The organism is Mycobacterium sp. MYCO198283, assembly GCF_021213805.1.
Taxonomy (GTDB): domain Bacteria; phylum Actinomycetota; class Actinomycetes; order Mycobacteriales; family Mycobacteriaceae; genus Mycobacterium.
Map to the genome: position 1 here is coordinate 234,966 of NZ_JAJQJI010000006.1, position 23,835 is coordinate 258,800.

Below are 23,835 nucleotides of genomic sequence, written 5' to 3' on the forward strand. Positions count from 1 at the left end.
CGCCGGGGAAGTGGTGCGCGCAAGGCGTCCGGTCTCAGTGATGTTGTCACTCATTCGGTGCGAAATCGCCGAGTGTCTTGAGACGGTCACCGTCCCGGTTGTCTCAGTGAAGCTGTCATCTCCGTAGAGGCGACAGCGCTAGGCCATGCCCACGAGCATGACACACGCGGTTGGGCTGTCTGGTTCGCCCGTCGCCGCGTCGACGACGTGAAGCTCCTCGACTAAGAAGCGGTGGGTGTATCAGCTCGGCCCGCGTAGAGGGCCGGCAGTCAGCGCATTGCGCGGGGCCACAGGAGCGGGCTGCGCAGCAGGGGAGTCACGTCGGCGCAGCTGTGTCGCTCAGCGGCCTTAGCGTCGACGAGTTTGAGCCTCACCGATCAGTGAGGCCTGATTATCGCTATTTCTTAGGTCAGATTATCTGGCTCCTCCGAGGGCGCGTTACATGTAACATAAGGGCATGGCAGTGCGGGAACGCGTGGGCGAGTATCGCCGACGGATGCGGGAGCGAGGCCTGCGACCTCTGCAGATCTGGGTGCCCGATGTGCGAACCGAGACTTTTGCGGCCGAGGCTCACCGTCAGGCATCGTTGGTCGCACGGGCCGGCGCCAGTAGCGACGACCAAGAGTTCGTTGAGGCGATCTCGGCACCGTGGGACGAGGAGTGAACCGAGGGGAGATATGGACCGTAGCAGGAGGCGTCTATGCGGCGAAGCCGCGTCCAGCCCTTATCGTTCAGGATGACCTCTTTGATGCCACGAGTGCAGTGACTGTGGCACCGATGACCAGCATTCTGTTGGATGCACCTTTGATGCGCATTCGGGTTGCCGGCGGAGAGGGCCTGCTATCCGGACTTGACCACGATAGTGACGTGATGATCGACAAGCTCACTACCGTCAGAAAGTCGAACGTCCAGGCCCGGATTGGCCGGCTGACTGCCGAGCAAATGGTCGAGGTTGAGCGGGCGATGATGGCATTCCTCGGGCTTGCCCGATAGCAGCAGGAAGAGTGTCCGTTCCTAGTCAGTTTGGCGGTTCGCTGCAGGGAACCGCCAGTTTGAATGAGACGCAATCGTGTGGGTCTGTCTCATCTGAGTTGGCGGTTGTGATCGGCGGTCTTGAGTGCCCGGCGTTCCGCCCGTGGGCGACTCGTGGGCGCGGAGCAATTCGAGACAAGATATTAGACGAACCGGCCTGGGCTTTTGCGGTGGGGGAGCGGCGTGTTTGAGGCGTCTCGTTTCTCTAGATCTGAGACTGGTCTAATGAAGTCGTCAGAGCTTGTGCGCAGCGAGGCGCGTCCGACCGTCATCAATCTCGGTCGGCAACCCAGAACCGAAGGCCAGATCCGTGGGCGCGTGGATGGTTCAGTTCGGCGTGGGTGGGGTGAACCAGCGTCCGGCGAGAGTGTCCAAGACCGCGCGTTCCTGCTCTTCCCCGAGGGGGTGCATCAGCAAGCCTTCGATGGTGAACACACCGATCATGACCTCGGCGTCCAGAACCTCTTCGGGAGCGCCGGCGTTCTGCAATTCCCATCGGTAAATGCTTCCGGTGAGCAGGTGGAAGTTGTCGTGCCATTGGGCGATTGCCGGTGACTGTTCGGCGCGGGCGTGCACGGCGCTGACCAGCCGGCTCATCTGCTGCAGTTGGCGCACCACCCACAGCAGTCGCGCGGTGATGGGCTCGTGGGCCACCGCTTCGTACTGTGACCACACGTCGGTCATCACGTCGTCGAGCACCCCGATGAGCACGGCGTCCTTGTCGGCGAAGTACCAGTACACGGTATTGGCCGCCACGCCGGCCGCTGCGGCGAGACGAGACATCGACGTGGCGTCATACCCGTCCTCGACGAACAGCGCGCGTGCCGCGGCGAGGATCTCGCCGCGTTTCTCCTCCGGCGCCTGGGGTCGTCGGTTGCGCGGCATGGCCTCAGCTTAGAACACTGTGTTGATCGACGTTCAAGATACTGGTAGCTTCTTGAACGTAAATCAAGAACTGAGCGTACGACAGGGAGAGTCATGACTGAGCACACCTATGTCCGGACCGACGTCACGTTCTTGTCCGGGGGCACGACGTGCGCGGCGTGGCTCTACCGCCCCGACGGGGTGACCAATCCGCCCATCGTCGTTTTGGCCCATGGGTTCGCGGCGTTTCGCGAGTTGCGCCTGGATGCCTACGCCGCCCGGTTCGCCCAAGCGGGGTACGCGGCGCTGGTGTTCGACTACCGGCACTGGGGTGCCAGCGACGGTGAACCCCGCCGCATCCTGGACATCGCCAAGCAACAGGCCGACTGGCGGGCCGCCGTCGCTTACGCCCGAAGCCTCGACGGCGTCGACACCAGCCGGGTGGTGGGGTGGGGGTCGTCGTTCGGCGGTGGCCACGTCCTCACGTTGGCCGCCCGCGACAACGCGTTCACCGCCGCGATCGTGCAGGTGCCCCACGTCTCCGGCCCCGCCTCAGCGTTCTCCCAATCCCCAAAGTTGGTCGCGCGTCTGGTCGCCGCCGGGCTACGCGATCAGGTCGGCGCCTGGCTGGGGCGCGAACCGTACCGAGTCACCTCCATCGGCCGGCCTGGTGATTTCGCGATGATGACCTCACCGGGGGCCTATGAACTGGTCGAGGAGATGGCCGGCGGCGAAGCGGCCGAGCACAAGCGCGCACAGCTCGAGGCCGAAAACGACGTCGCCGCCCGCATCGCCCTGCGCGTGCCGACGTATTCACCCGGACGACACGCCACCAAGATCACCGCACCGACGTTGGTGCAACTGGCCACCAAGGACGACGTCACCCCGTATGCGAAGGCACGAAAAATCGTCGCCCGCATCCCCCACGGAGAGGTGAAGTCCTACGACATCTCCCACTTCGAACCGTATTTGGATCCGCACTTCGAGCAAATCGTCACCGACCAGATCGACTTCCTGAACCGCCACGTCGGAGCCAGCCGATGACGACACCACCCACCACGCCACCGGCCACCCCGTCACCGGCCGCACCTACCCCGTCGCTACCGCCAGCCGTGCACACCCTGATCGTGGGGGCGGGATTCGCCGGGATGGCCGCCGCGGCAGCGGTGCTCCGTGCAGACCCCCGAGCCGACGTGCTGATCATCGAGCGGGCCGAGGAGGTCGGCGGCACGTGGCGCGACAACACCTACCCCGGATGTGCGTGTGACGTGCCGACGTCGCTGTACTCGTTCTCCTTCGCCCCCAGCGCGGACTGGAGTCACACGTTCGCCCGCCAACCCGAAATCCACCGCTACCTCACCTCGGTGGCAGACCAGACCGGGCTGCGCCGCCACCTGATCACCGGATGTGAGTTGCTCGGCGCATCCTGGAACGACGACGAGCAGCACTGGCAGGTCAGCACCTCGTTGGGCGCGTTGACCGCGACGGTGCTGGTGGCGGCGACCGGAGCGCTGTCCACCCCCAAACTGCCCGACGTACCAGGACTCGATGACTTCGGGGGCACGGTGTTTCACTCCGCCACCTGGAATCACGACCACGACCTGACCGGGGAGCGGGTCGCGGTGATCGGTACCGGAGCGTCGGCAGTGCAGTTCGTGCCCGAGATCGCCGACCGCACCGCTCATCTGACGGTGTTCCAAAGGACACCGGCGTGGGTGATGCCCCGCCTGGACCGCACCCTGGGCCGCGTCGAAAAGGCCTTGTACCGCCGAATCCCACTGGTGCAGAGGGCGGTCCGCGCCCTGGTGTACGGCTACCGCGAAATCTACCTCGCGGCGTTGGCGCACCTGACCTGGCTGCTGCCGCTGGTCCAGCTCGTCGCCAAAGGTCTCTTGCGCCGACAGGTCCCCGACCCGACACTACGCAAGGCACTGACCCCGGACTTCACCATCGGCTGCAAGCGCATCCTGCTCACCAACGACTGGCTACCCACCCTGTCCCGCGCCGACGTGGACGTGGTCACCAGCGCCCTAACCGAGGTCACCCCGACCGGTGTCATCGACGGCGCCGGCACCCACCACGAGGTGGACACCATCATCTTCGCCACCGGGTTCACCCCGACCGAGCCGCCGGTGGCGCACCTGCTGACCGGCACCGGCGGCGACACCCTGGCCGCGCACTGGGCGGGCAGCCCGAGTGCACACCTGGGTATGACGGTGGCAGGTTTTCCGAACCTGTTCCTGATGTACGGGCCCAACACCAACCTGGGCCACAGCTCGATCGTGTACATGCTCGAATCCCAGGCCGCCTACCTCGCCGCCGCCCTGGCCACCATGCGCGCCGAGGGTCTGGCCTCGGTCGACGTCCGTCCCGAGGCCCAAGCGGCCTATAACGCGTGGGTCGACGACGCCTTGGAGGGAACCGTGTGGAACTCCGGGGGATGCTCCAGCTGGTATCTGGACTCCCGCGGCCGCAACTCGGTGATGTGGCCGACCTTCACCTTCAAGTTCCGCTCGCGGACCAAGACCTTCGACCTGGCCAACTACCGCACCCGCACAACGCGGCAGACCGCGTCCTGACACCCCGACCCCGCTTCGTCAGAAAGGCTTTCCCATGACCGACCCACGACGGGCCGCACTGATCACCGGCGCCTCTGCCGGCATCGGCGCCGCATTCGCCCGCCACCTCGCCGCCCAGGGCTACGACGTCCTGCTCGTCGCGCGCCGCGCCGACCGCCTCGAACAACTCGCCGCCGAACTCCAGCAGGCGCACGGCGGGCGCGCCGAGGTCCTCGCCGCCGACCTCACCGACCCCACCACACCTGCGGCGATCGTCGACCACGCCGCTCACGTCGACATGCCCGTCGACGTGCTGATCAACAACGCCGGCCTGTCGGCGAGCAAGAAGTTCTCGCAGAACCCGTGGGAATCGGTGGCCGGCGAGATCCAGCTGATGGTCACCGCGACAACCGAACTGGCGCACCGGGTGATCCCGGACATGAAGCAACGGGGTTGGGGGCGCATCGTCAACCTGTCCTCCCTGGCCGCGATGGGTCCGCCCGGAGAAGGGCTGCTCTACACCGGCATCAAGGCCTACGTGCTCCACATGTCCCAATCCCTGGACATGGAACTCAAACCCCACGGCGTCCACGTCACCGCACTATGCCCCGGCTTCACCCACAGCGAGTTCCACGACGTGATGGACGCCCGCGACGCCGCCGACCGCCTCCCCGGCCTGCTCTGGCAGAACCCGGAAGACGTCGTGCGCGAAGGCTATGAGGCGGTCATGGCCGGCAAACCCATCTGCATCCCCGGCACGGTGAACAAACTCACCGCCGCCGCCGTACGCCCACTGCCGCAACGCCTCCAATACATCCTAGGCCGCAACCTCAACCCCTTCAAATAACGCGGCAACACCCCCAGCACGAGAAGACGCATTCCAATCTCCACAGCGAATGATCGTCACGGCGAAGGAGGGAACGGTGTCCATCAGCAAAGCGACAACGTGGACGGCGTCTGATGATCACGCCTTGGCCTGGGCGCTCACCGCCGCGGTTCGCCCGCATCTCAGCCGGATCGAGCGCGATCGCATTCATGTCTCCATCGGCGTGGACGAGACGTTCTCCGCCATCGGTGAGCTGATCACCGCGATCGTGCGCAACCACGTCCCTCTCGAACACGACCTGATGGCTGACATCGCCACCTGGCTGGACTGCTACCGCGGGCAAGCCGACGAGCCGCGGCTGAGGAACCTCCTCGCAAAAATCAAAAGTTCTCCGCTGCAACAGATGACGTCCTCCAAACAACGATCAGTATCCGGGTAGTCGACGAGCGCACGGCACCAGAGACGCTCAAAAGCGACCGGCTGACACGGCGTCTCCCGTGTCAGCGGGCATGGCTAACTTGACCATGATGACCCCGTGACCCGCGCCCCAACCTGCTGATCTCGACACCGTTCGCGAGTCGTATAACCGTGTGGCTGACAAGTACGTCGAGATGGTCACCACCACGGGTATCGGCGATATCCGCACCCACCTTTGGCTGAAGGCGGCCATGGACGCGTTCGCGAGCACCGTCGCGCCGATCGGCCCTGTCCTCGATGTCGGATGCGGACCGGGCACGGTGACGGCCTACCTCGCCGCGCGCGGGATCGAGGCCTCCGGGGTCGACCTCTCACCACGCATGATTGACCACGCCCGGCGCCTGCATCCCCAGTGCACGTTCACCGTCGGCTCGGCCACCGACCTCGACCTCCGACCCGCATCGCTGGGCGGAGTCCTGGGCTGGTGGTCTTTGTTCAACCTGCCGCGCGACATCCTCCCTGCGGTTTTAGCCTCCTACGCCGCGGCGCTGCGCCCTGGCGGGCAGTTGATCATTGCCACCCACGCCGGTGACCACGACGTCGAGCGCACCGAGGCCTACAACGGGGTGCCGGTGAAGTGGACGACCTACCAGTGGCAACCAGAACAGCTTATCGCCCTGGTGCAACGGGCGGGGCTGCGGCCCGTGGCCGACCTGCGCCTGCCCGCCGATCAGACCAGTGGACCCGCGGCCGTCCTTATCGCACAACAAGACAATGCGTAGTGCGCACGACCTTCGGGTCAGCCGAGACAGATCGCAGCGTCTACATCTTCTAGAAACGAGACACGATTGACGGCGTGGGCCGGGGGGTCGGTGTTGGGGTGATGAGCTATCGCTGTTCGTCTGCCTCGGCCGCGCGGGAGTCGGCTTCGGCAGCGGATCGATCTGCGGCAGCAGCCCGTCGGTGGTGTTGGGCGGCGGCATGATGCTCGCCAGGATCACCGACGCCTGCCAGTGCCGCCTCGTCGTGGACCCGTGCGGCGCGTTCGTGCACCTGGGCCGACCGGTCGTGACGCTCAGCGGCGCTGTGGTGGGCGTCGGCGGCGCGGTCACGGGCTTCCTCGACGCGTTGAGCTGCCAGCTGCACGTCATCGTCGGTGACGGGTTGCCCGCTCGCCAGCGCGGAGTAGCGGTCGACCAGCTCGCTAGCGCCGATCTGAGATCGAGCTATCGGACGGCGGACGGCGACGTGCAGCTGCCATCCCGACCTCCTTCGGTCATCGCAACTGAGACTGCGACCGGGGTACGACATTAACCGCCAGATCAACTGAGATACGAACGACACACCGAAAACCGCCAGGTCAAATGCGAAATCCGCCAGATATATTGAGACAGGACAAAGAGGCGCGAGAAGTGTTGAACCGCAGTGCAATACCACGCCCCCGTTACTTGACATAATGTCGCTTATCGGTAGAACGTCGAAGAGCGAACGGCTTCGACTGCGTAACAGTCTGGTCGACACCCGATTGAACAACGGTCGCGTTCCACCTCCCGACGGAGTTGCACGAGGGCTACGTCGGAAGCACAGGATCGAGCCGCGCGTCGACGACACACTCCACTTCGCTCGCACCCGTCGGCGTCGACGCACGAGCCTGGTCTTCGTCTGCGCAACTATGCCCCTCCCCGCCGGCGCGCCCGCGATACGTCACAGTGACGAATTGCGCGCGACACACGCTTTCCACGCAGCGCTGCCTAGGAGTACTGCACCCAGTCTGACTGCTCCGCAACGGATTAGCCTTCGAATTCTCGACGCCATGACGAGGAGAAGGGATCGAACGTGAGGCGTACTACTCTCGGTGGTCTCGACGTGTCAGCTCAGGGACTGGGCTGCATGGGAATGAGTGAGTACTACGGCGCATCCGACTGGGACACCAGCATCGCCACGATCCGCCATGCCATTGACGCGGGAGTTACGTTCCTTGACACCGCTGACCAATACGGCGCAGGCCACAACGAAGTGCTCGTCGGGCGCGGAATCGTCGGCAGACGCGACGACGTACAGATCGCCACGAAGTTCGGAATCGACCGCAGCGGCGGTGACGAGAATCGTTTCCACCGAGGCGATCCGCCCTACGTCAAGCGGTCCTGCGATGCATCGCTCCTGCGGCTCGGCGTCGACCACATCGATCTCTACTACCTGCACCGGCCGCCCGACAACGCCGAGATCGAGGACACGGTCGGCGCGATGGCCGAACTCGTCGAGGCGGGCAAGGTCCGCTATCTCGGACTCAGCGAGGTCAGCGGCGACCTGTTGCGTCGCGCTCACGCCGTACACCCAATCGCCGCCGTGCAGAGCGAATACTCCCTCTGGACGAGGGATGTGGAGCCGGTGACGCCCGTCATGGCCGAATTGGGCGTCGGACTGGTGCCGTACGCTCCGTTGGGTCGCGGTTTCCTCACCGGCTCGGTGAAGACGGAGAATCTTGACGCCAGCGACTTCCGCGCCCGCAACCCGCGGTTCACAGGTGACGCCAGCAAGCAGAACCAAGCGATTGCGGACACCGTCCGCGAAGTGGCCGACCGGCTTGCCGTCCTGCCGGCACAGGTCGCCCTGGCCTGGGTGTACGCGCAGGAGGAGCGCCTGGGCGTCCCCGTCGTGCCGATTCCCGGAACGCGCCGTGCCGACAGACTCGACCAGAACGTCGCCTCGCTGAACGTCGGACTGGACGCGGAGGCTTTGGCGCAGCTACAACCCCTCAGCGATCAGGTTCGGGGTGGCCGCTACGCCGAGAGGCGGTGAGATCGCCGGCGCACATCCCAGCGTCGACGGGTGCAGATCGGCACCACGGAGCCGGCCGTTACGCGGATCCCGTGGAGCGACTCAGACGGCAAGGAGGTATTGGTCGAACGCGTGATGTTCTCGCACGCCGGTCCGGCGATCGGCGATCCTGCGCATGGCTCAGTCATCAGCGCTTCCTCGGGATGTCAGGGTCGGGGCGGCCTCGTCCTTCGGACGACTCGGATCGGTTCCGCCGCTCGGCGGCGCCAGGATGGCACTGAGGAGCATGGCGACGCTGCGGTCACGGCGCTCATTGTTGCTCCCGCCGATGAAGATGTCTGATCCCATCGTGTGCAACGTGGGGTGCCGGTCGGGATCTGCGCGCTGCAGGGTCTGAATCAGGTCCGTGATGCCTTGCTCGCCCTTGTTCGATCGCTGGCTCCATTCCAACGCACTTGCGGTGCAGTGCTGCAGCAGAAGATCGACCGCCCAGGCCGCACGCTCGTCCGGGGAGATGCCTGCCGAGAGCAGCAACTTGAGGAGCAACTCCAAGAGGTCAAGGTAGTGCGGCCCGTCGGGCCAGATGTAGAGCGCAGCCTGCGCTACTGCGGGGTGGTCGATGAGCAGATCCATGTACTCGATGAGCAGCCGGTGCAGCCGACTCCGCGGGCAGTCGACGCCATCCCACGACAGGTCTAGCTGCGCCAGCAGGCGGTCCAGCACCAGCGCTCTCAAGTGAGTTGTGTTGCGGACGTAGACATATAGCGAGGCGGCGCCGGTGTTCAGTTCTCCGGCCACTTTCCGCATCGAGAGGTCGTCCTTGCCGTCGCGTTCGATCACCGTCAGGGCCGCGTCGACGATTGCGGCGCGCGACAAGGGCGCCTTGGCGGGTCGCGCGCGTCGGCTTACGGGCTCCCGGCGAGTCGCGCGTGATTGAACCGGCTCCATGCCGGCTAGTGTATAACGAACATGTTCGTAACGAACGCGTTCGTCCACCGAGTGCGTCTGATGCTTCCACCACCGAGAAGAGACAAGCGTTGAGTGTGTTGCCCGCGGTTACCAGTCCGAAGCCGGCTCTGTCGCGGCGTCAAATGTGGCTGGCCTTGGTTGCGGTGTTGTTCGCTGATGCGCTCGATTTGGTCGATGGGACGGTCACCAGCGTTGCCGCCCCGACGATCATGCGTGATATCGGTGGGGGCGAATCGTTGGTGAAGTGGCTGGGCGCCGGTTACTCCGTCGCGTTGGGTTCGCTCATGGTGGTCGGCGGGCGGCTCGGTGACCGCTATGGACAGCGGCAAACGTTTCTTCTCGGTATGGCGGGGTTCGTAGCCGCGTCGGTGTTGGCCGGTTGCGCGCCGAACGCATCAGCGCTGATCACAGCCCGTGTCGTGCAGGGCGCGTTCGGGGCGTTGCTGATCCCGCAGGGCATGGCCATCATGGCCGCAGCTTTTCCCAGGGACATGTTGAAGCGTGCCTTCGCCATCTTCGCGCCGGCGCTCGTCATCTTCGCGGCGGGTGGACCCGTGTTCGGTGGCCTCCTGCTTGACGCCGACCTTCTGGGCCTGAGCTGGCGAGCGGTGTTCCTCATCAACGTGGTGGTTGGCGGTGCCGGGTTCTTGTTGGCGTGGCGAGTCCTACCGCGCGTGGCGGCCACCCGGGAAACCCGCATCGACACAACCGGCGCTCTGCTGATGATCGTCGCCGCCTTCGGGGTCTTGGCGGGTGTGGTTCACGGCACCAACGATGGCTGGACCGAACTGCCGTTGTCCCTCATCGGCGGCGGAGCGGTCTGTTTCGCGCTATTCGTCAGGCAGCAGCGTGCCGTCGCACATCCTTTGCTCGATCGTTCGCTGCTTGCCAATCGCGGCTTTTCTACCGGGCTGATCGCCGGACTGCTGATCTTCGCCATCTTCAGTGGTGTGATGTACGTGCTGTCTCTCAATTTTCAACTGAGCCTGCACTTCTCGCCAACTCAGGCCGCCATCAACTTGCTCCCACTGACGATCGGTATCGCCATGGGATCAACGCTCAGCACCGCACTCCTGAGCAGGTTAGGAAGATGGGTTGTCGCGCTTGGGCTTACGGCTAGCGGTGCCGGATTGGGCACGCTGCTGGCCGTCGTGGTCCGATACGATGGGAACCCGACCTCGTGGCAACTTGGTGTCGCGACGTTGATCATCGGCCTGGGGGCCGGCACATGCTTCAACGCCATTTTCAACGTCACCCTGGGCGATGTGGCGCCCGGTGATGCGGGTGCAGCAAGTGGATCTCTCAACGCAATTCAGCAGTTGGCCAACGGCATTGGCACGGCAGTCGTGACCTCGGTGTACTTCGCCGCCGCTGCCTCGGGGCCGGTCTGCGCCATGCGCGTCACCCTTTGGCTTGCCCTGGTGGTCACGGCAGCGTGCCTGGTGGTCGCCGTTCCGCTACTACCCCGTCACTCGACGACACCCGAGGAGCCGAAACGCACATGACTGGCAACGCGCGACATCTCGTTGTCCTCGGTGCCGCCGGACGTACCGGCCGCCTCATCGTCGGCGAAGCGCTCCGGGCCGGTTGCACCGTCACTGCGGTCATCCGAGATCCGCAGCGAGCGGACCAGTTTCAGGTGCCCGGGGTGACTCTTCACATCGGCGACTCACGTGACCCGAGCTCGTGGGTGGCCGCTCTGCGACCTGACCGCGTCGTGGTCTCTGCCGTGGGGCACAAGGGCCGTAGGTCGAACGGCTTGTACGGCGACACCGCACGAGCCGTCATTGCGGCCCAAAGCGAGTCCGGCGCAGGACGTTTCGTCGGAATCACATCGTGCGGTGTCCGCCTCGACGACCCTGGCCATCGCTGGTGGTATCGCCACCTCCTGGCACCGCTCGGTCGCAGCACGTACGCCGATATGTCCGACATGGAACGCCTAATTGCGGCGTCCGACCTCGAATGGACGTTCGTCCGGCCCGGACGCCTTGACGAGCGGCAGTCACAGGGCGCTTACCGCATCGGCGATGGCGCAATCCCACCCGGGGGGATCGGAATCAGTCGTTCCGCCCTCGCTCAATTCGTGGTGCAGTGCGCCACCAGCGAGGAATGGATCCGCCGCTACCCGACGATCACACGCTGAGTAGTCGAGTTCACCCTCGAGTGCCGCCCGCCGCGGCGCGAAAGGACCGGCGGTATGCGGCCGGGGTGGTCTGCGTCGCGGCGTGGAAGCGGCGGCGCAGATTGGTGGCCGACACCAGCCCGACGCGTCTGGCGATCACGTCGACCGGCAGGTCGGTCGTCTCCAGCAGGATCTGCGCGCGGGCGACGCGTTGGGCGAGGAGCCATTGCCCGGGACTCACGCCGAGCTGCTCGGTGAAGCGCCGCGCCAGCGTGCGCGTCGATACCCGAAGCTGAGTTGCCATGTCGGCCAACCGGATCGGTTCGTCGAGGCGTTCGCCGACCCAGTTGAGCACTTCCGCCAGTGACGGCTGCGGAGTGGGCGACTGCAGCGGCATCGCGAACTGCGTCTGTCCCCCTTGCCGGTAGGGCGGCAGCACCATGTGCCTGGCGATTCGGTCGGCGTACGCCGCGCCCTGGTCAGTGCGTACCAGATGGAGGCACAGGTCGATACCGGCGCCCGCGCCGGCACTCGTCGCGACATCGCCATGGTCGACGTACAACGCGTCCGGATCGACGTCGATGTCGGGAAACGCGGTCTGCAAGCGAGCGGTGGCTGCCCAGTGCGTGGTGGCGCGACGACCGTCGAGCAAGCCGGTGCGGGCCAGCGCGAACACGCCGCTGCAGATGGTGACGATCCGGCAGCCACGCGCGTGCGCGACCCGAAGCGCGTCGAGCACAGAATCCGACACTGCCGCGTCCGGCGGGCGCCACCCCGGGATGACGATCGTGTCGGCGGCCTCGAGTTCGGATAGTCCTCGCTCCACGGTCACGCTGACACCGGCCGTGGTCGGGACCCGGCCGGGCGACTCGGCACACACCGTCAGCTCGTAGCGGGTCGGGATTGACTCGCGCGGGGTTCCGAACACCTCTGCGACACAACCGAGTTCGAATGCACCCTGCGGCGCATTGACCAGCGCTACCACCCGGTGAACGGAGCAGCTCCCGCCGACCATGGCGAGATTGTACCCACACACGTCTTTCGTGACACTGGCCTCGACCCGCGCCCGCTTCCACCATTGCGTCATGAACTCGAACGATGGACCGGAGATGGCGGGATATGAGTGGGCGACGGTGGCGCAAGCGCCGGTGCGGGAGCTGTTCCCCGGCATCCGGCTGCGGCCGCTGTGGGCAGGCGACGGCGGCGCCGCAGCGTTCGTGCTGGAGATGGATCCTGACACCAGCTGGCCGCACCGCGACGTCCACGAGCCGGGGCCGGAGGAGGTTTTCGTCGTCCAGGGCACCTTCCACGACGGGGTACGCGGGTATCCGCAGGGATCCTTCATCCATGCCCCCGCCGGCTCCTGGCACGTGCCGCAAACCACGACGGGGTGCACGCTCTTTCTCTTCTATCCGCGTGGCTGAGGAGCGACCCCGGCCCGCGCGGTCGAGCAGCCGCAGCCGGGAAGTCCGTGTAGTCGATGGCGTTCGCTGGTGGCGCTGACGCGGCGGCCCGGTTCAGCCTCGCGGCGGCCGCAACGTCAGGCAGGCTGGAGGCATGACGCCGGCGACGGAACTGCTCGACGCGGTGGTTGCTCTGGACGACGTGTTGCGGCGGGTGAGCTTTCCGCTGCCCGCGCCGTCGGCATGGCCGGCCGAACGCGACCGCCGCCAACTCGCCGGCCAGCTGAGCGACTACCTCATCCCCCGGTTGCGCAGCGTCGACGCTCCCCTGCTCGCGGTGGTCGGGGGATCCACCGGCGCCGGCAAGTCGACGCTCATCAACTCGCTGGTCGGCGCCGACGTCAGCCAATCCGGCGTGCTGCGGCCCACCACCCGCGGCCCGGTGATCGTCTGCCATCCAACGGACCTGCCGTGGTTCACCGACGACCGGATCCTGCCGCAGCTGCCGCGGTCCTCCGGCCCCGATGGCCTGCGATTGGCGCCGCATCCGGGCATCGGGCCCGGTCTGGCGCTGCTGGACGCCCCGGACATCGACAGCGTGGTGAGCAGCAACCGCGAACTCGCCGGGACGCTGCTCGCCGCTGCCGACCTGTGGATCTTCCTCACGACGGCGGCCCGCTACGCCGACGCGGTGCCGTGGCACATGCTGCACACCGCGCGTGACCGCGGCACCGCCATTGCGATCGTCCTCGACCGCTGCCCACCCGAGGCCGTCCGCGACGTGGCCGGCCACCTGTCGGACATGCTCGCCGCGAGCGGGCTGACCGAGGCGCCGCTGTTCGTCATCGAAGAGCAGTCGCTGCGCCACGGCCGGTTGAAGGACAAGTCGCTGCATCCGATCCGAGCCTGGCTCGGCGGGCTCACCGCCGACGCGGAGCAGCGAACGTCGGTGGTGCGCTACACGCTGCAGGGCGCGCTGCGCAGTCTGCCGCCGCGCACCCAGGCGCTGGCCGGCGCACTGGACGAACAAGCCGACGTCCGCGCCCAGCTCGAGTCGTGCGTCGCGTCGTCCTTCGACAGCGCCCTCGCCCGGGTCGACGACGCCATCCGCGACGGCGCCCTGCTGCGCGGCGAGGTGCTCGCCCGCTGGCAGGACGTGGTGGGCACCGGGGAGTACCTGCGTCGGCTGGAGTCACGGGTCGGGAGGATCCGCGACCGGATGGTGGCCGCCGTCACCGGACGGTCCACGCCTGTCGAGGAACTGGGCTCGGCGTTGGAGAGCGGCATCGTCACCATCGTGAAGGCCGCGGCGGAAGACGCTGCCGAATCGTCGTACGCATGCTGGGCCCGCCATCAGGCCGGTACCCAGCTGCTCACCGACGACTTGGCCCGGCCCGCACCAGGATTGGACGACGCGGTCGAGCTGCTCGTCCGGGAATGGGAAGGTTTCGTGCTCGATCTGGTGCGCACCGAAGGCGCATCCAAGCGGTCGAGTGCGCGACTGGCCTCCTACGGCGTCAACGGGGCCGGGCTCGTCGTCATGCTGGCGGTGTTCAGCCAGACAGCCGGGCTCACGGGCGCCGAGATCGCGGTGGCCGGTGGCACGTCGGTGGCCGGCCAGAAGGTGCTCGAGGCGATCTTCGGCGAGCAGGCGGTCCGCGGCCTGGCGCGCCAAGCACGCGACCAGCTGCTGACCCGGGTGAAGGAGCTGCTGGCGCACGACGCGGACCGGTACCGCCGCATCCTGGGCTCGGCGTCGTCCGCCGTCACGGGCGACGAGCTGCGGGCCGCCGCCCATCGGGTTGCGGCGGTGCTTCAGTGACGCTGGTCGAGCGGCTGGCGGCGCTGTCAGCGGTGGCTGCGCTCGGCGACGGCCGGTTGCCCGACGACATTCTCGCCGATGCGCGCACCCTCGACGCGCGCGCCGGGGCGCGGCTGCGGCTGTCCGGCGAGCACACCGTGGTGGCGCTGGCCGGAGCCACCGGCAGCGGAAAGTCCTCGCTGTTCAACGCGATCGCCGGCACGCCGCTTGCACAGGTCGGCATCCGGCGGCCCACCACATCGGCCACCCAGGCCATCGTCTTCGGGCTCTCCCCCGCCGCCGAACTGCTCGACTGGCTGGAGATCAAGCACCGCCACATCGACGACGGCGCGACGGCACCCGACCTGACCGGGCTGGTACTGCTCGACCTGCCCGATCACGACTCGATCGAGGCATCGCACCGCGCCGAGGTCGATCGGCTGATCCGCCTCGTCGACGCGTTCGTGTGGGTGCTCGACCCGCAGAAGTACGCCGACGCGGTGCTGCACGACGAGTACCTGCGCCCGCTGGCGCCGCACCGGGACGTCATGGTGGTCGTGCTCAATCAGGTTGACCGGCTGCCGGTGTCGGACGTGGCGTCCTGCATGCGGGACCTGCACCGCCTGATGAGCGACGACGGCCTCGTCGGCGTGCCGGTGCTGGCGACGTCGGCCGTGAAGCCGGACGAGGTGACCGAGCTGCGCGAATTCCTCGTCACCACCGTCGCGGATCACCGGGCCCGGACGGCGCGCGTCAACGCCGACCTCGACGCGATGGCCGACCGGCTCACGCCGCTGGTGCCGGTGCGACGGTCGGACCCTGCGCTGCGGGACGCCGAACGGACGCTGCGCGGTTCGCTGGCCGGCGCGGCGGCGGTCCCCGCGGTGGTCGACGCGGTCGGCCGCGCCTACACCCGCCGGGGCCTGGCTGCCACCGGGTGGCCACCGGTGCGGTGGGTGGCGAAGTTGCGCCCGGACCCGCTGCGCCGACTGGGCCTGAACCCCGGCGGCGGCGAGCACGACGCGCTGCGACGCACGTCGATGCCGTCGGTCTCTGCCGCATCGCGCGCCGGTGTGGACAGCGCGGTGCGCGCCTTGGCCGACACCGCGTCCACCGGCCTGCCCGGACCGTGGCCGCAGATCTTCCGCGACGCGGCCCGGTCCGAGGCGGACCGGGTGCCCGACGCGCTGGACCGGGCGGTCGGCGGCGCCGACCTCGGCATGGCGACGCGGCCGCGGTGGTGGCGGCTATTCGGCGTGCTGCAATGGCTGCTGATCGTCGCAGCGGCGGTGGGCGGGCTGTGGCTGGGAGTGCTGGCGGCACTGGCCTATCTGCGGATCGACATGGACGCGCCGTCGCTGGGGCCGGTCGCGTGGCCGACCGTACTGCTCGTGGGTGGGCTCGTCCTGGGGCTGCTGCTCCGCATCATCGTGCGGCCGTTCGTGGCCGTCGGCGCCGCGCGGCGTCGACGCAAGGCAGCCGCGGAGTTGCACCGACGGGTCGACGCGGTGGCCGAAGAGCTCATCCTCGCCCCGTTGCGAGAGGAACTGACGCGCTACGGCCAGCTCGCGGACGCGGTGCACGGCCTCGACCGTCGACCGCGCCGGCGGCGCTGACGGCGTCGGTAGGATCAAGCCAGGACTGCGCAGAAACCAGGAGCGTCATGACCGCCGCCACACCGTCACTGCTGCAGCAGCTGCCCTACTACTACGGCAAACGGCTGCCCGATTCGATGCGTGACTGGGTGGCCAACGATCTCGCCGGTCCGGGCGCCATCCGCCGCCACATGATCCGGTTCGCCATTCCGCCGCTATGTGTGCTGGCGCCGCTGTGGCTGTTGCCGGCACCGTTCTACGTGCACCTGGAGATGACGGCGCCCATCTACATCTGGGCGTTGCTCATGTCGTCGGCGCTGCACAAGGTGTGGCGGCGCCACCGCCTCGGGCAACACGGCCTCGATCCGACGTTGGTGGACGCGATTCGGCGGCAGCGCGACGCGCACATCCACGACGACTACGTCCGGCGCTTCGGCCCGCGGCCCGCCGAAGCCAAGTGGCAGTCGAACAGCAGCCCGTTCTGACCGGCGCTACCTGCCGACGAGGCGTCGGCAGCAGTCGCTGATCGCGATCACCTGCGGGCGGGTCAGTTGCCCGAGGTAGTCCGAACGCACGCCCTTGCTGTAGGTGACCACCGCGTCGGAGACCAGCCGGCAGCCGGTCTCGGTGATCGAGGCGATCACGCCGCGGCCGTCGTCGGCGCAGCGCCGGCGGGCCGCCAACCCGCGCGCTTCCAGGCGGCTCAGCTGCCGGGTGATCCGGCTGGGTGTGCCCGCCAGCACATCGGCGAGCTGGCCCATCCTCATCGACCGGTCCGGCGAGAGCGACAGCGCGTGCAGCAGCCGCACATCGTCGAGCGTGAGGTCGTGCTTGTCGACGAGCTGCTGGTTCAGCCTCGCCGTCAGGCGCAGCGACGCCTCGAGGAAGTGCTGCCACGAGCGCCACTCCGCCAGCGTCAACCCCGGCATGTCGCTCTCCGTGCGGCCGAACAACAGCCGCTCGTCGATCGGGTGCACGGTCGCAGCACCCGCGCGGCCCGCCATCCCTGGGCGCCGGCGAGTGCGGACGGAACTGTCGATCGCGTACTCGCTCATGGCTGCTCCTGCGGCGGGAAGGTCCGGAATCACTGCTGCTCGGAGCGTAAAAACCGGTGCCTGCGCAGGCACGCGTAGTGGACTACGTGCTTTTGCGGTAAACGAATCGGTGACCGTTCGACGGCAGCGCGGCGGGCCTGTCGGAGTGCGTCAGCTCGTCGAGGATCGTCGGGAAGATGTCCCGGTCGGCGTAGCGGCCCAGGAACATGTCCAGGTGCCCGTAGCCGTCGACCTCGACGACGCGCGACGACACCCGCCCACTTTTCCGCAGGTACGTCTGCGTCCGGTACTGGCTCTCCGGCAGGAAGCAGCGATTCTGCGTCCCGGTCAGCAGCAACCACCGCGCGGTGGTCTTCGGCGGCTCCAGCAGCAGGTCCGGCGGCAGGTCAGCGAATTCTCCGGTGGGCACGAGACGGCCGGCGCGGACGGACATCCCCATCTGCTCGAAGAACCGCAGCGGCACGGGTCCGAACTCCTCGCTCAACCATTCGTGGGTCTCCGGCGAGAGGTTCTCGTGCGACCACAGCGCCGGTCGGCCCGAGCCGTAGGTGAAGCTGATCATCTTGCAGACGTCGTTGTCGCATTCGTGGTGGGTGGCGCGCACGATCCCGACGAGCAGCCGCTCGACGATGCGTGGCGGCGGCCGGCGACCCCAGCGGGGATCGAGATACGGGATGAGCGCGCCGACGAGCGGCACCAGCCGGGCGATCTTGAACTCCGACCACCGCGGCACCACCGGGTGCAGCGACATCGAGTTCGCCACGATGACGTCGACCTGCGGGACCAGTCCCGCGACCGCGGACATCGCGAAGCTGCTCGACCCCTGGCAGTGGATGATCGCCTTCACCTGCTCGGCACCGGTGACCTCGACGATCTTCTCCACCGCGGCGGGATGGTCGTTGACGGCGGCCTGGTCGAGGTTCCATTCGGTGAACGGCAGGTCGATGCTCGCCCGCCAGTTCTCGATGTAGACGTCCCAGCCGTCGTCGACGAGCGCGTGGACGATGGTGCGCTCGTTCGGCGGCAGGAAAAGTGTCGCCCGCACGCCGGCCCCGGGCGCCAGCACCACCGGGCCGCGGGTGGGGTTGCCGCCGTGGACGTGCAGCAGGTTGAGCGCCATGCCGTCGCGGGCGGTGAAGGGGATGGTCTCGGTGATCAACGCGGTCATCGTGGTCGCCTCTTGGGTGGGAACTGGTAGACGCGGCGGAACCGATCGAGGAAGAACGCGTTGAAGCCGACGACGCCCGCGGGCGATCCGCGGAAGGTGGTGAGCTGGCGAGCGAACATGCCGGCGTCGAGCCGCAGGATGCCGCGGGCGAAGTCACCACCGTCCGGGCCCTCGGGGTACTCGGCCACCGCCCCGTCGACCAGCCGGGTGAACAGCGTGGTGGTGTCGCGCCAGGCGTCCCAACCCCAGTCGTTGCCAACGTTCTTGTGCCCCAGCAGCGTCATCACCGACCCGTCCCGGGTGCGGAACGGCAGCCGATAGCGCATCTCGTAGCGCATCCCGTCGGTGGGCGTGAAGAGGTCGAAGGCGCCGCCCACCACCGGCATGGCGCCGGCGGCGAACTGTTTGCACCACACGTCGCCCCGCACGGCCATGCGGTGGCGCGGATCGTCGCGCACCCGGCGGACGTCGTCGGTGCTGATGATCACCCGAAACGACAGCCGCTGCCCGTCCCGCCGGCCGGTGACGTCGCCGGTGTCATAGGCCGGTGAGCCGACGGTGTAGTAGCCGGCCATCCGCTCGGTGAACGACACCTTCACACCGGCACCTCGTCCTGCGCCACGGCCGGCCAGGCCCCGGCCGGCTCGGCCACCATCTGCTCCGCGGCGCGATGCGCGAACGCCGCGATGGTGAAGGACGGGTTGGCGCCGACCGGACCGGGCATCACCGAGCCGTCGCACACCCAGAGGTTCTCGACGCCCTTCACCCGCCCGTAGGTGTCCACGACGCCTTCCGATTCCGTCGTGTCGGCGGGGCAGCCGCCCAGCGGATGAACGGTGATCACGCGGCGACGAAGCCAGCTGGGGTTCATCACGAACCTGCCGCCGAGCTTGTGTGCCATCGCCCGCATGCGCGCCACCATCGCGTCGAAGTAGGCCAGCGACGTCCCGGTGGTCCAGGTGCTGTCGAGCCGCGTCTCGCCGTCCTGTTCACGCAGGTACAGCATGCCGTCGGGGACGTCGCGTCCCATCCCGAGCAGCGGGAACACCCGCGCGCCGAAGGTGCCCGGACCGACGATCTTCGCGAGGTCGCGCGACAAGCTGCTGCGGCCCTTGCCCGTCACCTGCCACCACAGCCGCTGCCCGACCAGGCTCGCCACGCCCTTCACCCGCCCGCTCAGCTGCGACATGTCGACCAGCCACTCCGCGAATGCCGGGACGCCGGCGTCCTCGATGTACATGCCGTGGCCGTCGTCGAAGCGCAGGTAGGAGGTGATGACCGGCCCACGCGACGGCTGGATGTCGTCGTCGCGGTTCCTGGCGTCGATCACGAAGCTCAGCAGGTCGCCGTTGCCGCAGAACCGGGTGCCCAACGCCGGATTACGCAGGCCGAGCGACGCGCGGTTGCACAGCAGCAGGTTGGTGCTGCCGAAGGTGCCGGCCGCCAGGACCACGCGACGGGCCGTGATGGTCTTTGTCGGCGGTTCGCCGGTGGCACCGGGCGTGTGCAGCAGCACCTCGACCGCGAAGTGGTCCTTGTGCTTGGTGATCCTGCGCACCTCGGTGCAGGTGTGGATCGACGCGCCGTGGTCGCTGGCGATCGACAGGAACGTGTGGTCCATCGAGCTCTTGGCGCCTTCGTTGCAGCCCAGGTCGCACTCGCCGATCAACCGGCAGGTGCGCCGGTGAGCACCGTGAATGTTCCCGTACGGCGCGGCGGGAAGCGGCGCCCCGACCTCCGGACCGTTTCCGCCGTCGAACCGCACCGCCAGCGGCGCGGATTGCACCGCCATGCCGGTCGGCGCCGCGGCGCGGAACGCAGCCGCCTTGGGCACCTGGAACGGCTGGTCGCCCGGATAGGTCTGGAGCGACAGGCACTCGGCCACGGCGTCGTAGTGCGGGTCGAGATCCTTCCTGGTGAACGACCACGTCTCGGTGACGCCGCGCCGGTACGGATGCGGCTGCGTGAACCAGCTCTCGTCCTTGCGGAGCATCACGTTCGCGTAGATGAGCGAGCCGCCACCGAGCCCGCTCGCGACGACCGCATCGAACCCCATGAAGTTCCACACGTCGAACAGGCCGTGCAGGCCCGACCTGGTGTTCCAGAAGTTGGTCGCCATCGTCTTGGGCGTTCGCGGGAAGTCGTTGGGCGCGTACGCCTTTCCGCGTTCGACGACGCAGACGTCGCCAGACCTGCCTTCGCGGTCGGCCCGCTCGGCGAGCTTGGCGGCCACCACCGAACCGCCGAAGCCCGATCCGACCACCAGCGTGTCGACGCGGCCGGGCGGGTGTCCGGTCTGCAGGGTCACAGCACCGCTTCGCTGCCGGGCGGATAACGCATGGGTGGTCCTTTTCGATAACGCTTCTCGGTCGCGGAGGACATACATTAACGAGGCAATTCGACCGTGGTCGGCGAATATGACAATCATGATTCGCCGGGCCAGTGCGGCACGCTGAAACGGCTGCAGCCCAACCACTTTCACCAGTTCCCTCGTTATCGAGTAGTTGAATTCGACAACAACACCCGAGCTGCCCGTCGCGCGGCCATTCGCGCATCCAATCAGGCGTCATGGTTCGCCCGGCGTCACACGATCCCCCGTTCTAGTATTCGCGCGTGGGAGTGCGCTGGATCACCGCGCGGCGGGAGGACACCCGTGAGCACCTGGCGCGCGCGCTGTCACCTCGCCGCCGCGGCGCGGTCCTGGTCGGTGCTGCCGGTGTCGGCAAGACGGTCATGTCGCGCGGGGTGGCGAAGGAGCTCCTCACCCGCCACCCCGAGGTGTCGTCGCACTGGATCTCGGGCACCGCCTCGGCGCAGCGCGTCCCGTTCGGCGCCTTCAGCCACCTCGTCGACGTCAGCGGGGACGACGAACCCGCGGCGCTCCTGCGACGGGCGCGAGAGACGTTGTGCCGCAGCGCGCCGCACGGCCTGCTCCTGGTGGTCGACGACGCTCACCACCTCGACGTGCTGTCGGCGACGCTGGTGCACCAGCTCGGTGTCACCGGGGCCGCCCGGCTGCTGCTCACCGTCCGCGACGGCGAGACGCCGCCCGATGCGGTCACGGCGCTGTGGAAGGACCGGATCCTCGAACGCATCGATTTGCAGCCGTTCACGCCAGAGGAGACGGCAGCGCTGCTGCGCACCGTCCTCGGCGGGGCAGTCGAGTCGGTGACCACCGGACGCATGGTGGCGGTGAGTCAGGGCAACCCGCTTTACCTGCGTCACCTCGTCGAGGCGTCCGTCGCCTCGGGTGCGCTGCGCCAGGTCGACGACATCTGGCAATTGCGGGGCGAGTTCTCGCTCACCCCGCAGCTGTCGTCGCTGATCGACCTGCGGCTGGCCGGCATGCCGCCGGCGGGCCGCGGCGTGCTCGAGTTCCTCGCTGTCGAAGAACCGCTGGCGGTCGGCGATCTCGCCGACCTGGTCGGCATCGACGCCGTCGAGCAGGCCGAGGCCACGGGGCTCATCACGGTCACCGAACGATCCGGGCACCTGGTGGCGCATCCGATCCACCCGCTCTACACCGAGCGCGTCCGCACCTCGATGGGCCGGCTCGCGCGGCGCCGGCTCAGCAAGCTGCTGGTCAGCCAGCTGTCGTCGCACCCGGCGCCCACCCTCACCGAGCGGCTGCGCGTCGCCGCCCTGGCGATCAACACCGACACCCCGCCCGACGCCCAGGAACTCATCACGCTGTCGTGGGAGGCGATGCGGATGGGCGACCTGACCTTGGGCGAGCGGCTGGCGCGCGCCGCGCTCCGGCAGTCGCCCACCCTGCAGGCGAAACTGCCGTTGTCCCACGCGCTGTCGTGGCAGGGCCGCGGCGCGGAGGCGGATGAGGCACTCACCGGGGTGGACCCGGACACGTTGTCGCCGTGGGAGCTCATGGCGTGGACGCTGCCCAAGGCGGCGAACATGTTCTGGATGCTCGGCGACTCGGCGCCGGCCGTGGCGTTCCTGCAGGAGATGCGCGCCAGGATCACCGAGCCGGCGGCGCTGCACACCATCGACGCGCTCGCCGCGACCTTCGCGATGAACACCGGTGATCCGTCCGCCGCGGTGAGCGTCGCCGCGGAGGTGCTCGCGGCGCCCGACGCGCTGGACCTCGCGGTGGCGTGGGCGGCCGCGACGGCCACGCTGTCGACGGCGCGCATGGGCCGGTTCGACGAGGTCGACGCACTGGCGGCACGCGGGCTCGCCGCTGCGCACCCGGGATTGCTGCGCTTCACCATCGGGCTGGGGCAGACGCTCACGCTCGTCATGGCCGGCGACGTGGCGGGCGCCGAGCGGCTCGCCCGCCACTACCTCGGGTTCTCCGAGTTCCAGCAGCCCGGTCGGGCCATCGGCGAGGTGCTCCTGGCGCAGGTGGTGATGGTGCGGGGCGGCTGCGACGAGGCGGTGTCGCTGTTGCGCCAAGCCGGCGCGGCGTTGACGTCGACCGGCTACAGCTGGGGACCGCTCGCGTTGATCTGTCTGGCGCAGGTGCTCGGCCAGCAGGGCAAGGCCACCGACGCGGCCGCGGCGGTCGAGCGCGCCGAGCGCGCGCACGCGATGCGCAGCGAGATCTACGCCCCCGATCTCGCGCTGGCCCGGGCGTGGAGCCGGGCCGCCGCGCGTGACATCCGCGGCGCGATCGGCGCGGCGCGCGACGCTCGCCGCATCGCCGAGGCGTCCGGTCAACATGCCATCGCGCTGCGGGCGGTGCACGACGCCGTGCGGTTCGGCGACACCGCCGCGTCCGACGATGCGCGTCGTATCGCCCGCCAGCTGACGTGCCGGTTCGCGCCGCTCGTCGTCGAGCATGCGCGGGCGCTCGGCCGCGGCGACGGCCCCGCGCTCGACCGCATCGCCGCCGAGCTGCAGTCGATGGGCATGGTGGCCGCGGCCGCCGACGCCGCCGCCCAAGCGGCGACCGCCCATGCCGGGCGCCACGAGCGCGCGGGCGAGTTGGCGGCCAGGGCCACGGCGGCCTCGCTGGCGAACCGGTGCGGCAACCCGCTGACACCGGCGTTGGAGGCGGTGCTGAGCCCACTGCCGCTCACGGGCCGGGAACGCGAGATCGCCGTGATGGTGTCACAGGGTCTCTCCAACAAGGCGATTGCCGAGCAGCTGTGCGTCTCGGTGCGCACCGTCGAGGGGCACGTCTACCGGGCCTGCCAGAAGCTCGACGTGCCGGACCGGTCGGCGCTGGCAACCGCGGTGGCCGCCATCACCGGCTGAGCCGCCGCGCCTTTCGCGTAGTGCACTACG

General features: G+C 68.2%; 23 protein-coding genes. 16 read left to right on the forward strand and 7 right to left on the reverse strand.

Translation table 11 applies throughout. The features are described from left to right. Window positions 1-457: 457 nt before the first annotated feature. Complete coding sequence (locus LV457_RS13705; RefSeq protein ID WP_255701669.1) at window positions 458-664, forward strand: antitoxin MazE family protein; 207 nt, start codon at window positions 458-460, stop codon at window positions 662-664. After that, window positions 661-993, forward strand: coding sequence for a type II toxin-antitoxin system PemK/MazF family toxin (locus tag LV457_RS13710; RefSeq protein ID WP_232171736.1), 333 nt, complete (start codon window positions 661-663; stop codon window positions 991-993). Before LV457_RS13705 ends, LV457_RS13710 begins: the two co-directional genes overlap by 4 nt. Window positions 994-1,359: 366 nt before the next feature. Here the strand turns inward: LV457_RS13710 and LV457_RS13715 are convergent, their stop codons facing one another. Further along, window positions 1,360-1,917, reverse strand: coding sequence for a TetR/AcrR family transcriptional regulator (locus tag LV457_RS13715; protein WP_232171737.1), 558 nt, complete (start codon window positions 1,915-1,917; stop codon window positions 1,360-1,362). A gap of 93 nt (window positions 1,918-2,010) precedes the next feature. Here LV457_RS13715 and LV457_RS13720 point away from each other — a divergent pair, with 93 nt between their 5' ends. From LV457_RS13720 to LV457_RS13750, 7 genes are all read left to right on the forward strand, one after another. After that, window positions 2,011-2,940 carry an alpha/beta hydrolase gene (locus LV457_RS13720; RefSeq protein ID WP_232171739.1) on the forward strand — a complete coding sequence of 310 codons (930 nt, stop codon included), beginning with the start codon at window positions 2,011-2,013 and terminating at the stop codon, window positions 2,938-2,940. Beyond that, window positions 2,937-4,475, forward strand: coding sequence for an NAD(P)/FAD-dependent oxidoreductase (locus tag LV457_RS13725; RefSeq protein WP_232171740.1), 1,539 nt, complete (start codon window positions 2,937-2,939; stop codon window positions 4,473-4,475). The genes LV457_RS13720 and LV457_RS13725 overlap by 4 nt, the downstream gene beginning before the upstream one ends. A 34-nt stretch (window positions 4,476-4,509) precedes the next feature. Then, window positions 4,510-5,301, forward strand: a complete 792-nt coding sequence (locus tag LV457_RS13730; RefSeq protein ID WP_232171742.1) for an SDR family oxidoreductase — start codon at window positions 4,510-4,512, stop codon at window positions 5,299-5,301. 76 nt (window positions 5,302-5,377) lie between these two features. After that, a complete protein-coding gene (locus tag LV457_RS13735) occupies window positions 5,378-5,719 on the forward strand; it encodes a hypothetical protein (RefSeq protein ID WP_232171744.1) in 342 nt (113 codons plus the stop codon). A gap of 151 nt (window positions 5,720-5,870) precedes the next feature. After that, on the forward strand, window positions 5,871-6,479 hold the full coding sequence (locus LV457_RS13740; RefSeq protein WP_232171745.1) for a trans-aconitate 2-methyltransferase: 609 nt from the start codon (window positions 5,871-5,873) through the stop codon (window positions 6,477-6,479). Window positions 6,480-6,660: 181 nt separating this feature from the next. Continuing rightward, entirely contained in the window at window positions 6,661-7,011 is a 351-nt protein-coding gene (locus LV457_RS13745) for a hypothetical protein (protein WP_232171746.1), read from the forward strand. A 576-nt stretch (window positions 7,012-7,587) separates the two neighbouring features. After that, window positions 7,588-8,496 carry an aldo/keto reductase gene (locus tag LV457_RS13750; protein ID WP_255701670.1) on the forward strand — a complete coding sequence of 303 codons (909 nt, stop codon included), beginning with the start codon at window positions 7,588-7,590 and terminating at the stop codon, window positions 8,494-8,496. A gap of 159 nt (window positions 8,497-8,655) precedes the next feature. Here the strand turns inward: LV457_RS13750 and LV457_RS13755 are convergent, their stop codons facing one another. Continuing rightward, window positions 8,656-9,423, reverse strand: coding sequence for a TetR/AcrR family transcriptional regulator (locus LV457_RS13755; protein ID WP_232171748.1), 768 nt, complete (start codon window positions 9,421-9,423; stop codon window positions 8,656-8,658). A gap of 95 nt (window positions 9,424-9,518) precedes the next feature. On the opposite strand from LV457_RS13755, the gene LV457_RS13760 reads away from it, so the two are divergent. Both LV457_RS13760 and LV457_RS13765 read left to right on the forward strand, forming a co-directional pair. Then, complete coding sequence (locus LV457_RS13760) at window positions 9,519-10,949, forward strand: MFS transporter (protein WP_232171842.1); 1,431 nt, start codon at window positions 9,519-9,521, stop codon at window positions 10,947-10,949. After that, window positions 10,946-11,587: an NAD(P)-dependent oxidoreductase gene (locus LV457_RS13765; RefSeq protein WP_232171749.1), complete on the forward strand. Its 642-nt coding sequence runs from the start codon at window positions 10,946-10,948 to the stop codon at window positions 11,585-11,587. The genes LV457_RS13760 and LV457_RS13765 overlap by 4 nt, the downstream gene beginning before the upstream one ends. A gap of 10 nt (window positions 11,588-11,597) precedes the next feature. On the opposite strand, the gene LV457_RS13770 is transcribed toward LV457_RS13765, so the two are convergent. After that, the gene (locus tag LV457_RS13770; RefSeq protein ID WP_232171750.1) at window positions 11,598-12,653 is read right to left on the reverse strand and encodes a GlxA family transcriptional regulator; all 1,056 of its coding nucleotides are present in this window, start codon (window positions 12,651-12,653) and stop codon (window positions 11,598-11,600) included. Here LV457_RS13770 and LV457_RS13775 point away from each other — a divergent pair. The 4 genes from LV457_RS13775 to LV457_RS13790 all read left to right on the forward strand — a co-directional run bounded on the left by LV457_RS13775 (window position 12,652) and on the right by LV457_RS13790 (window position 16,850). Then, window positions 12,652-12,990, forward strand: a complete 339-nt coding sequence (locus LV457_RS13775; RefSeq protein ID WP_232171752.1) for a cupin domain-containing protein — start codon at window positions 12,652-12,654, stop codon at window positions 12,988-12,990. The genes LV457_RS13770 and LV457_RS13775 overlap by 2 nt on opposite strands. Window positions 12,991-13,123: 133 nt before the next feature. Then, on the forward strand, window positions 13,124-14,791 hold the full coding sequence (locus LV457_RS13780) for a dynamin family protein (protein ID WP_232171755.1): 1,668 nt from the start codon (window positions 13,124-13,126) through the stop codon (window positions 14,789-14,791). Then, window positions 14,788-16,386, forward strand: a complete 1,599-nt coding sequence (locus tag LV457_RS13785; protein WP_232171756.1) for a GTPase — start codon at window positions 14,788-14,790, stop codon at window positions 16,384-16,386. Before LV457_RS13780 ends, LV457_RS13785 begins: the two co-directional genes overlap by 4 nt. A 47-nt stretch (window positions 16,387-16,433) precedes the next feature. Next, entirely contained in the window at window positions 16,434-16,850 is a 417-nt protein-coding gene (locus LV457_RS13790; RefSeq protein ID WP_232171757.1) for a DUF5313 domain-containing protein, read from the forward strand. Window positions 16,851-16,856: 6 nt separating this feature from the next. On the opposite strand, the gene LV457_RS13795 is transcribed toward LV457_RS13790, so the two are convergent. From LV457_RS13795 to LV457_RS13810, 4 genes are all read right to left on the reverse strand, one after another. Next, the gene (locus LV457_RS13795) at window positions 16,857-17,369 is read right to left on the reverse strand and encodes a MarR family transcriptional regulator (protein ID WP_308192201.1); all 513 of its coding nucleotides are present in this window, start codon (window positions 17,367-17,369) and stop codon (window positions 16,857-16,859) included. 133 nt (window positions 17,370-17,502) lie between these two features. Next, on the reverse strand, window positions 17,503-18,588 hold the full coding sequence (locus tag LV457_RS13800; RefSeq protein WP_232171759.1) for a hypothetical protein: 1,086 nt from the start codon (window positions 18,586-18,588) through the stop codon (window positions 17,503-17,505). After that, entirely contained in the window at window positions 18,585-19,187 is a 603-nt protein-coding gene (locus LV457_RS13805; RefSeq protein ID WP_232171760.1) for a hypothetical protein, read from the reverse strand. The genes LV457_RS13800 and LV457_RS13805 overlap by 4 nt, the downstream gene beginning before the upstream one ends. Next, the gene (locus tag LV457_RS13810) at window positions 19,184-20,896 is read right to left on the reverse strand and encodes a GMC oxidoreductase (protein WP_232171761.1); all 1,713 of its coding nucleotides are present in this window, start codon (window positions 20,894-20,896) and stop codon (window positions 19,184-19,186) included. Before LV457_RS13810 ends, LV457_RS13805 begins: the two co-directional genes overlap by 4 nt. Before the next feature lie 305 nt (window positions 20,897-21,201). Between LV457_RS13810 and LV457_RS13815 the strand changes: the two genes are divergently transcribed. Continuing rightward, complete coding sequence (locus LV457_RS13815; RefSeq protein WP_232171762.1) at window positions 21,202-23,805, forward strand: LuxR family transcriptional regulator; 2,604 nt, start codon at window positions 21,202-21,204, stop codon at window positions 23,803-23,805. The last annotated feature ends 30 nt before the right edge of the window (window positions 23,806-23,835 follow it).

What these genes read in the sequence shown, in the direction of transcription:
- LV457_RS13755 (WP_232171748.1), bottom strand. Translation starts at nt 9,423, where the DNA reads ATGGAGCCGGTTCAATCACGCGCGACTCGCCGGGAGCCCGTAAGCCGA.
- LV457_RS13770 (WP_232171750.1), bottom strand. Translation starts at nt 12,653, where the DNA reads ATGACGCAATGGTGGAAGCGGGCGCGGGTCGAGGCCAGTGTCACGAAA.
- LV457_RS13780 (WP_232171755.1), top strand. Translation starts at nt 13,124, where the DNA reads ATGACGCCGGCGACGGAACTGCTCGACGCGGTGGTTGCTCTGGACGAC.
- LV457_RS13775 (WP_232171752.1), top strand. Translation starts at nt 12,652, where the DNA reads ATGAACTCGAACGATGGACCGGAGATGGCGGGATATGAGTGGGCGACG.
- LV457_RS13725 (WP_232171740.1), top strand. Translation starts at nt 2,937, where the DNA reads ATGACGACACCACCCACCACGCCACCGGCCACCCCGTCACCGGCCGCA.
- LV457_RS13795 (WP_308192201.1), bottom strand. Translation starts at nt 17,369, where the DNA reads ATGGCGGGCCGCGCGGGTGCTGCGACCGTGCACCCGATCGACGAGCGG.
- LV457_RS13790 (WP_232171757.1), top strand. Translation starts at nt 16,434, where the DNA reads ATGACCGCCGCCACACCGTCACTGCTGCAGCAGCTGCCCTACTACTAC.
- LV457_RS13750 (WP_255701670.1), top strand. Translation starts at nt 7,588, where the DNA reads ATGGGAATGAGTGAGTACTACGGCGCATCCGACTGGGACACCAGCATC.
- LV457_RS13715 (WP_232171737.1), bottom strand. Translation starts at nt 1,917, where the DNA reads ATGCCGCGCAACCGACGACCCCAGGCGCCGGAGGAGAAACGCGGCGAG.
- LV457_RS13720 (WP_232171739.1), top strand. Translation starts at nt 2,011, where the DNA reads ATGACTGAGCACACCTATGTCCGGACCGACGTCACGTTCTTGTCCGGG.
- LV457_RS13800 (WP_232171759.1), bottom strand. Translation starts at nt 18,588, where the DNA reads ATGACCGCGTTGATCACCGAGACCATCCCCTTCACCGCCCGCGACGGC.
- LV457_RS13765 (WP_232171749.1), top strand. Translation starts at nt 10,946, where the DNA reads ATGACTGGCAACGCGCGACATCTCGTTGTCCTCGGTGCCGCCGGACGT.
- LV457_RS13730 (WP_232171742.1), top strand. Translation starts at nt 4,510, where the DNA reads ATGACCGACCCACGACGGGCCGCACTGATCACCGGCGCCTCTGCCGGC.
- LV457_RS13705 (WP_255701669.1), top strand. Translation starts at nt 458, where the DNA reads ATGGCAGTGCGGGAACGCGTGGGCGAGTATCGCCGACGGATGCGGGAG.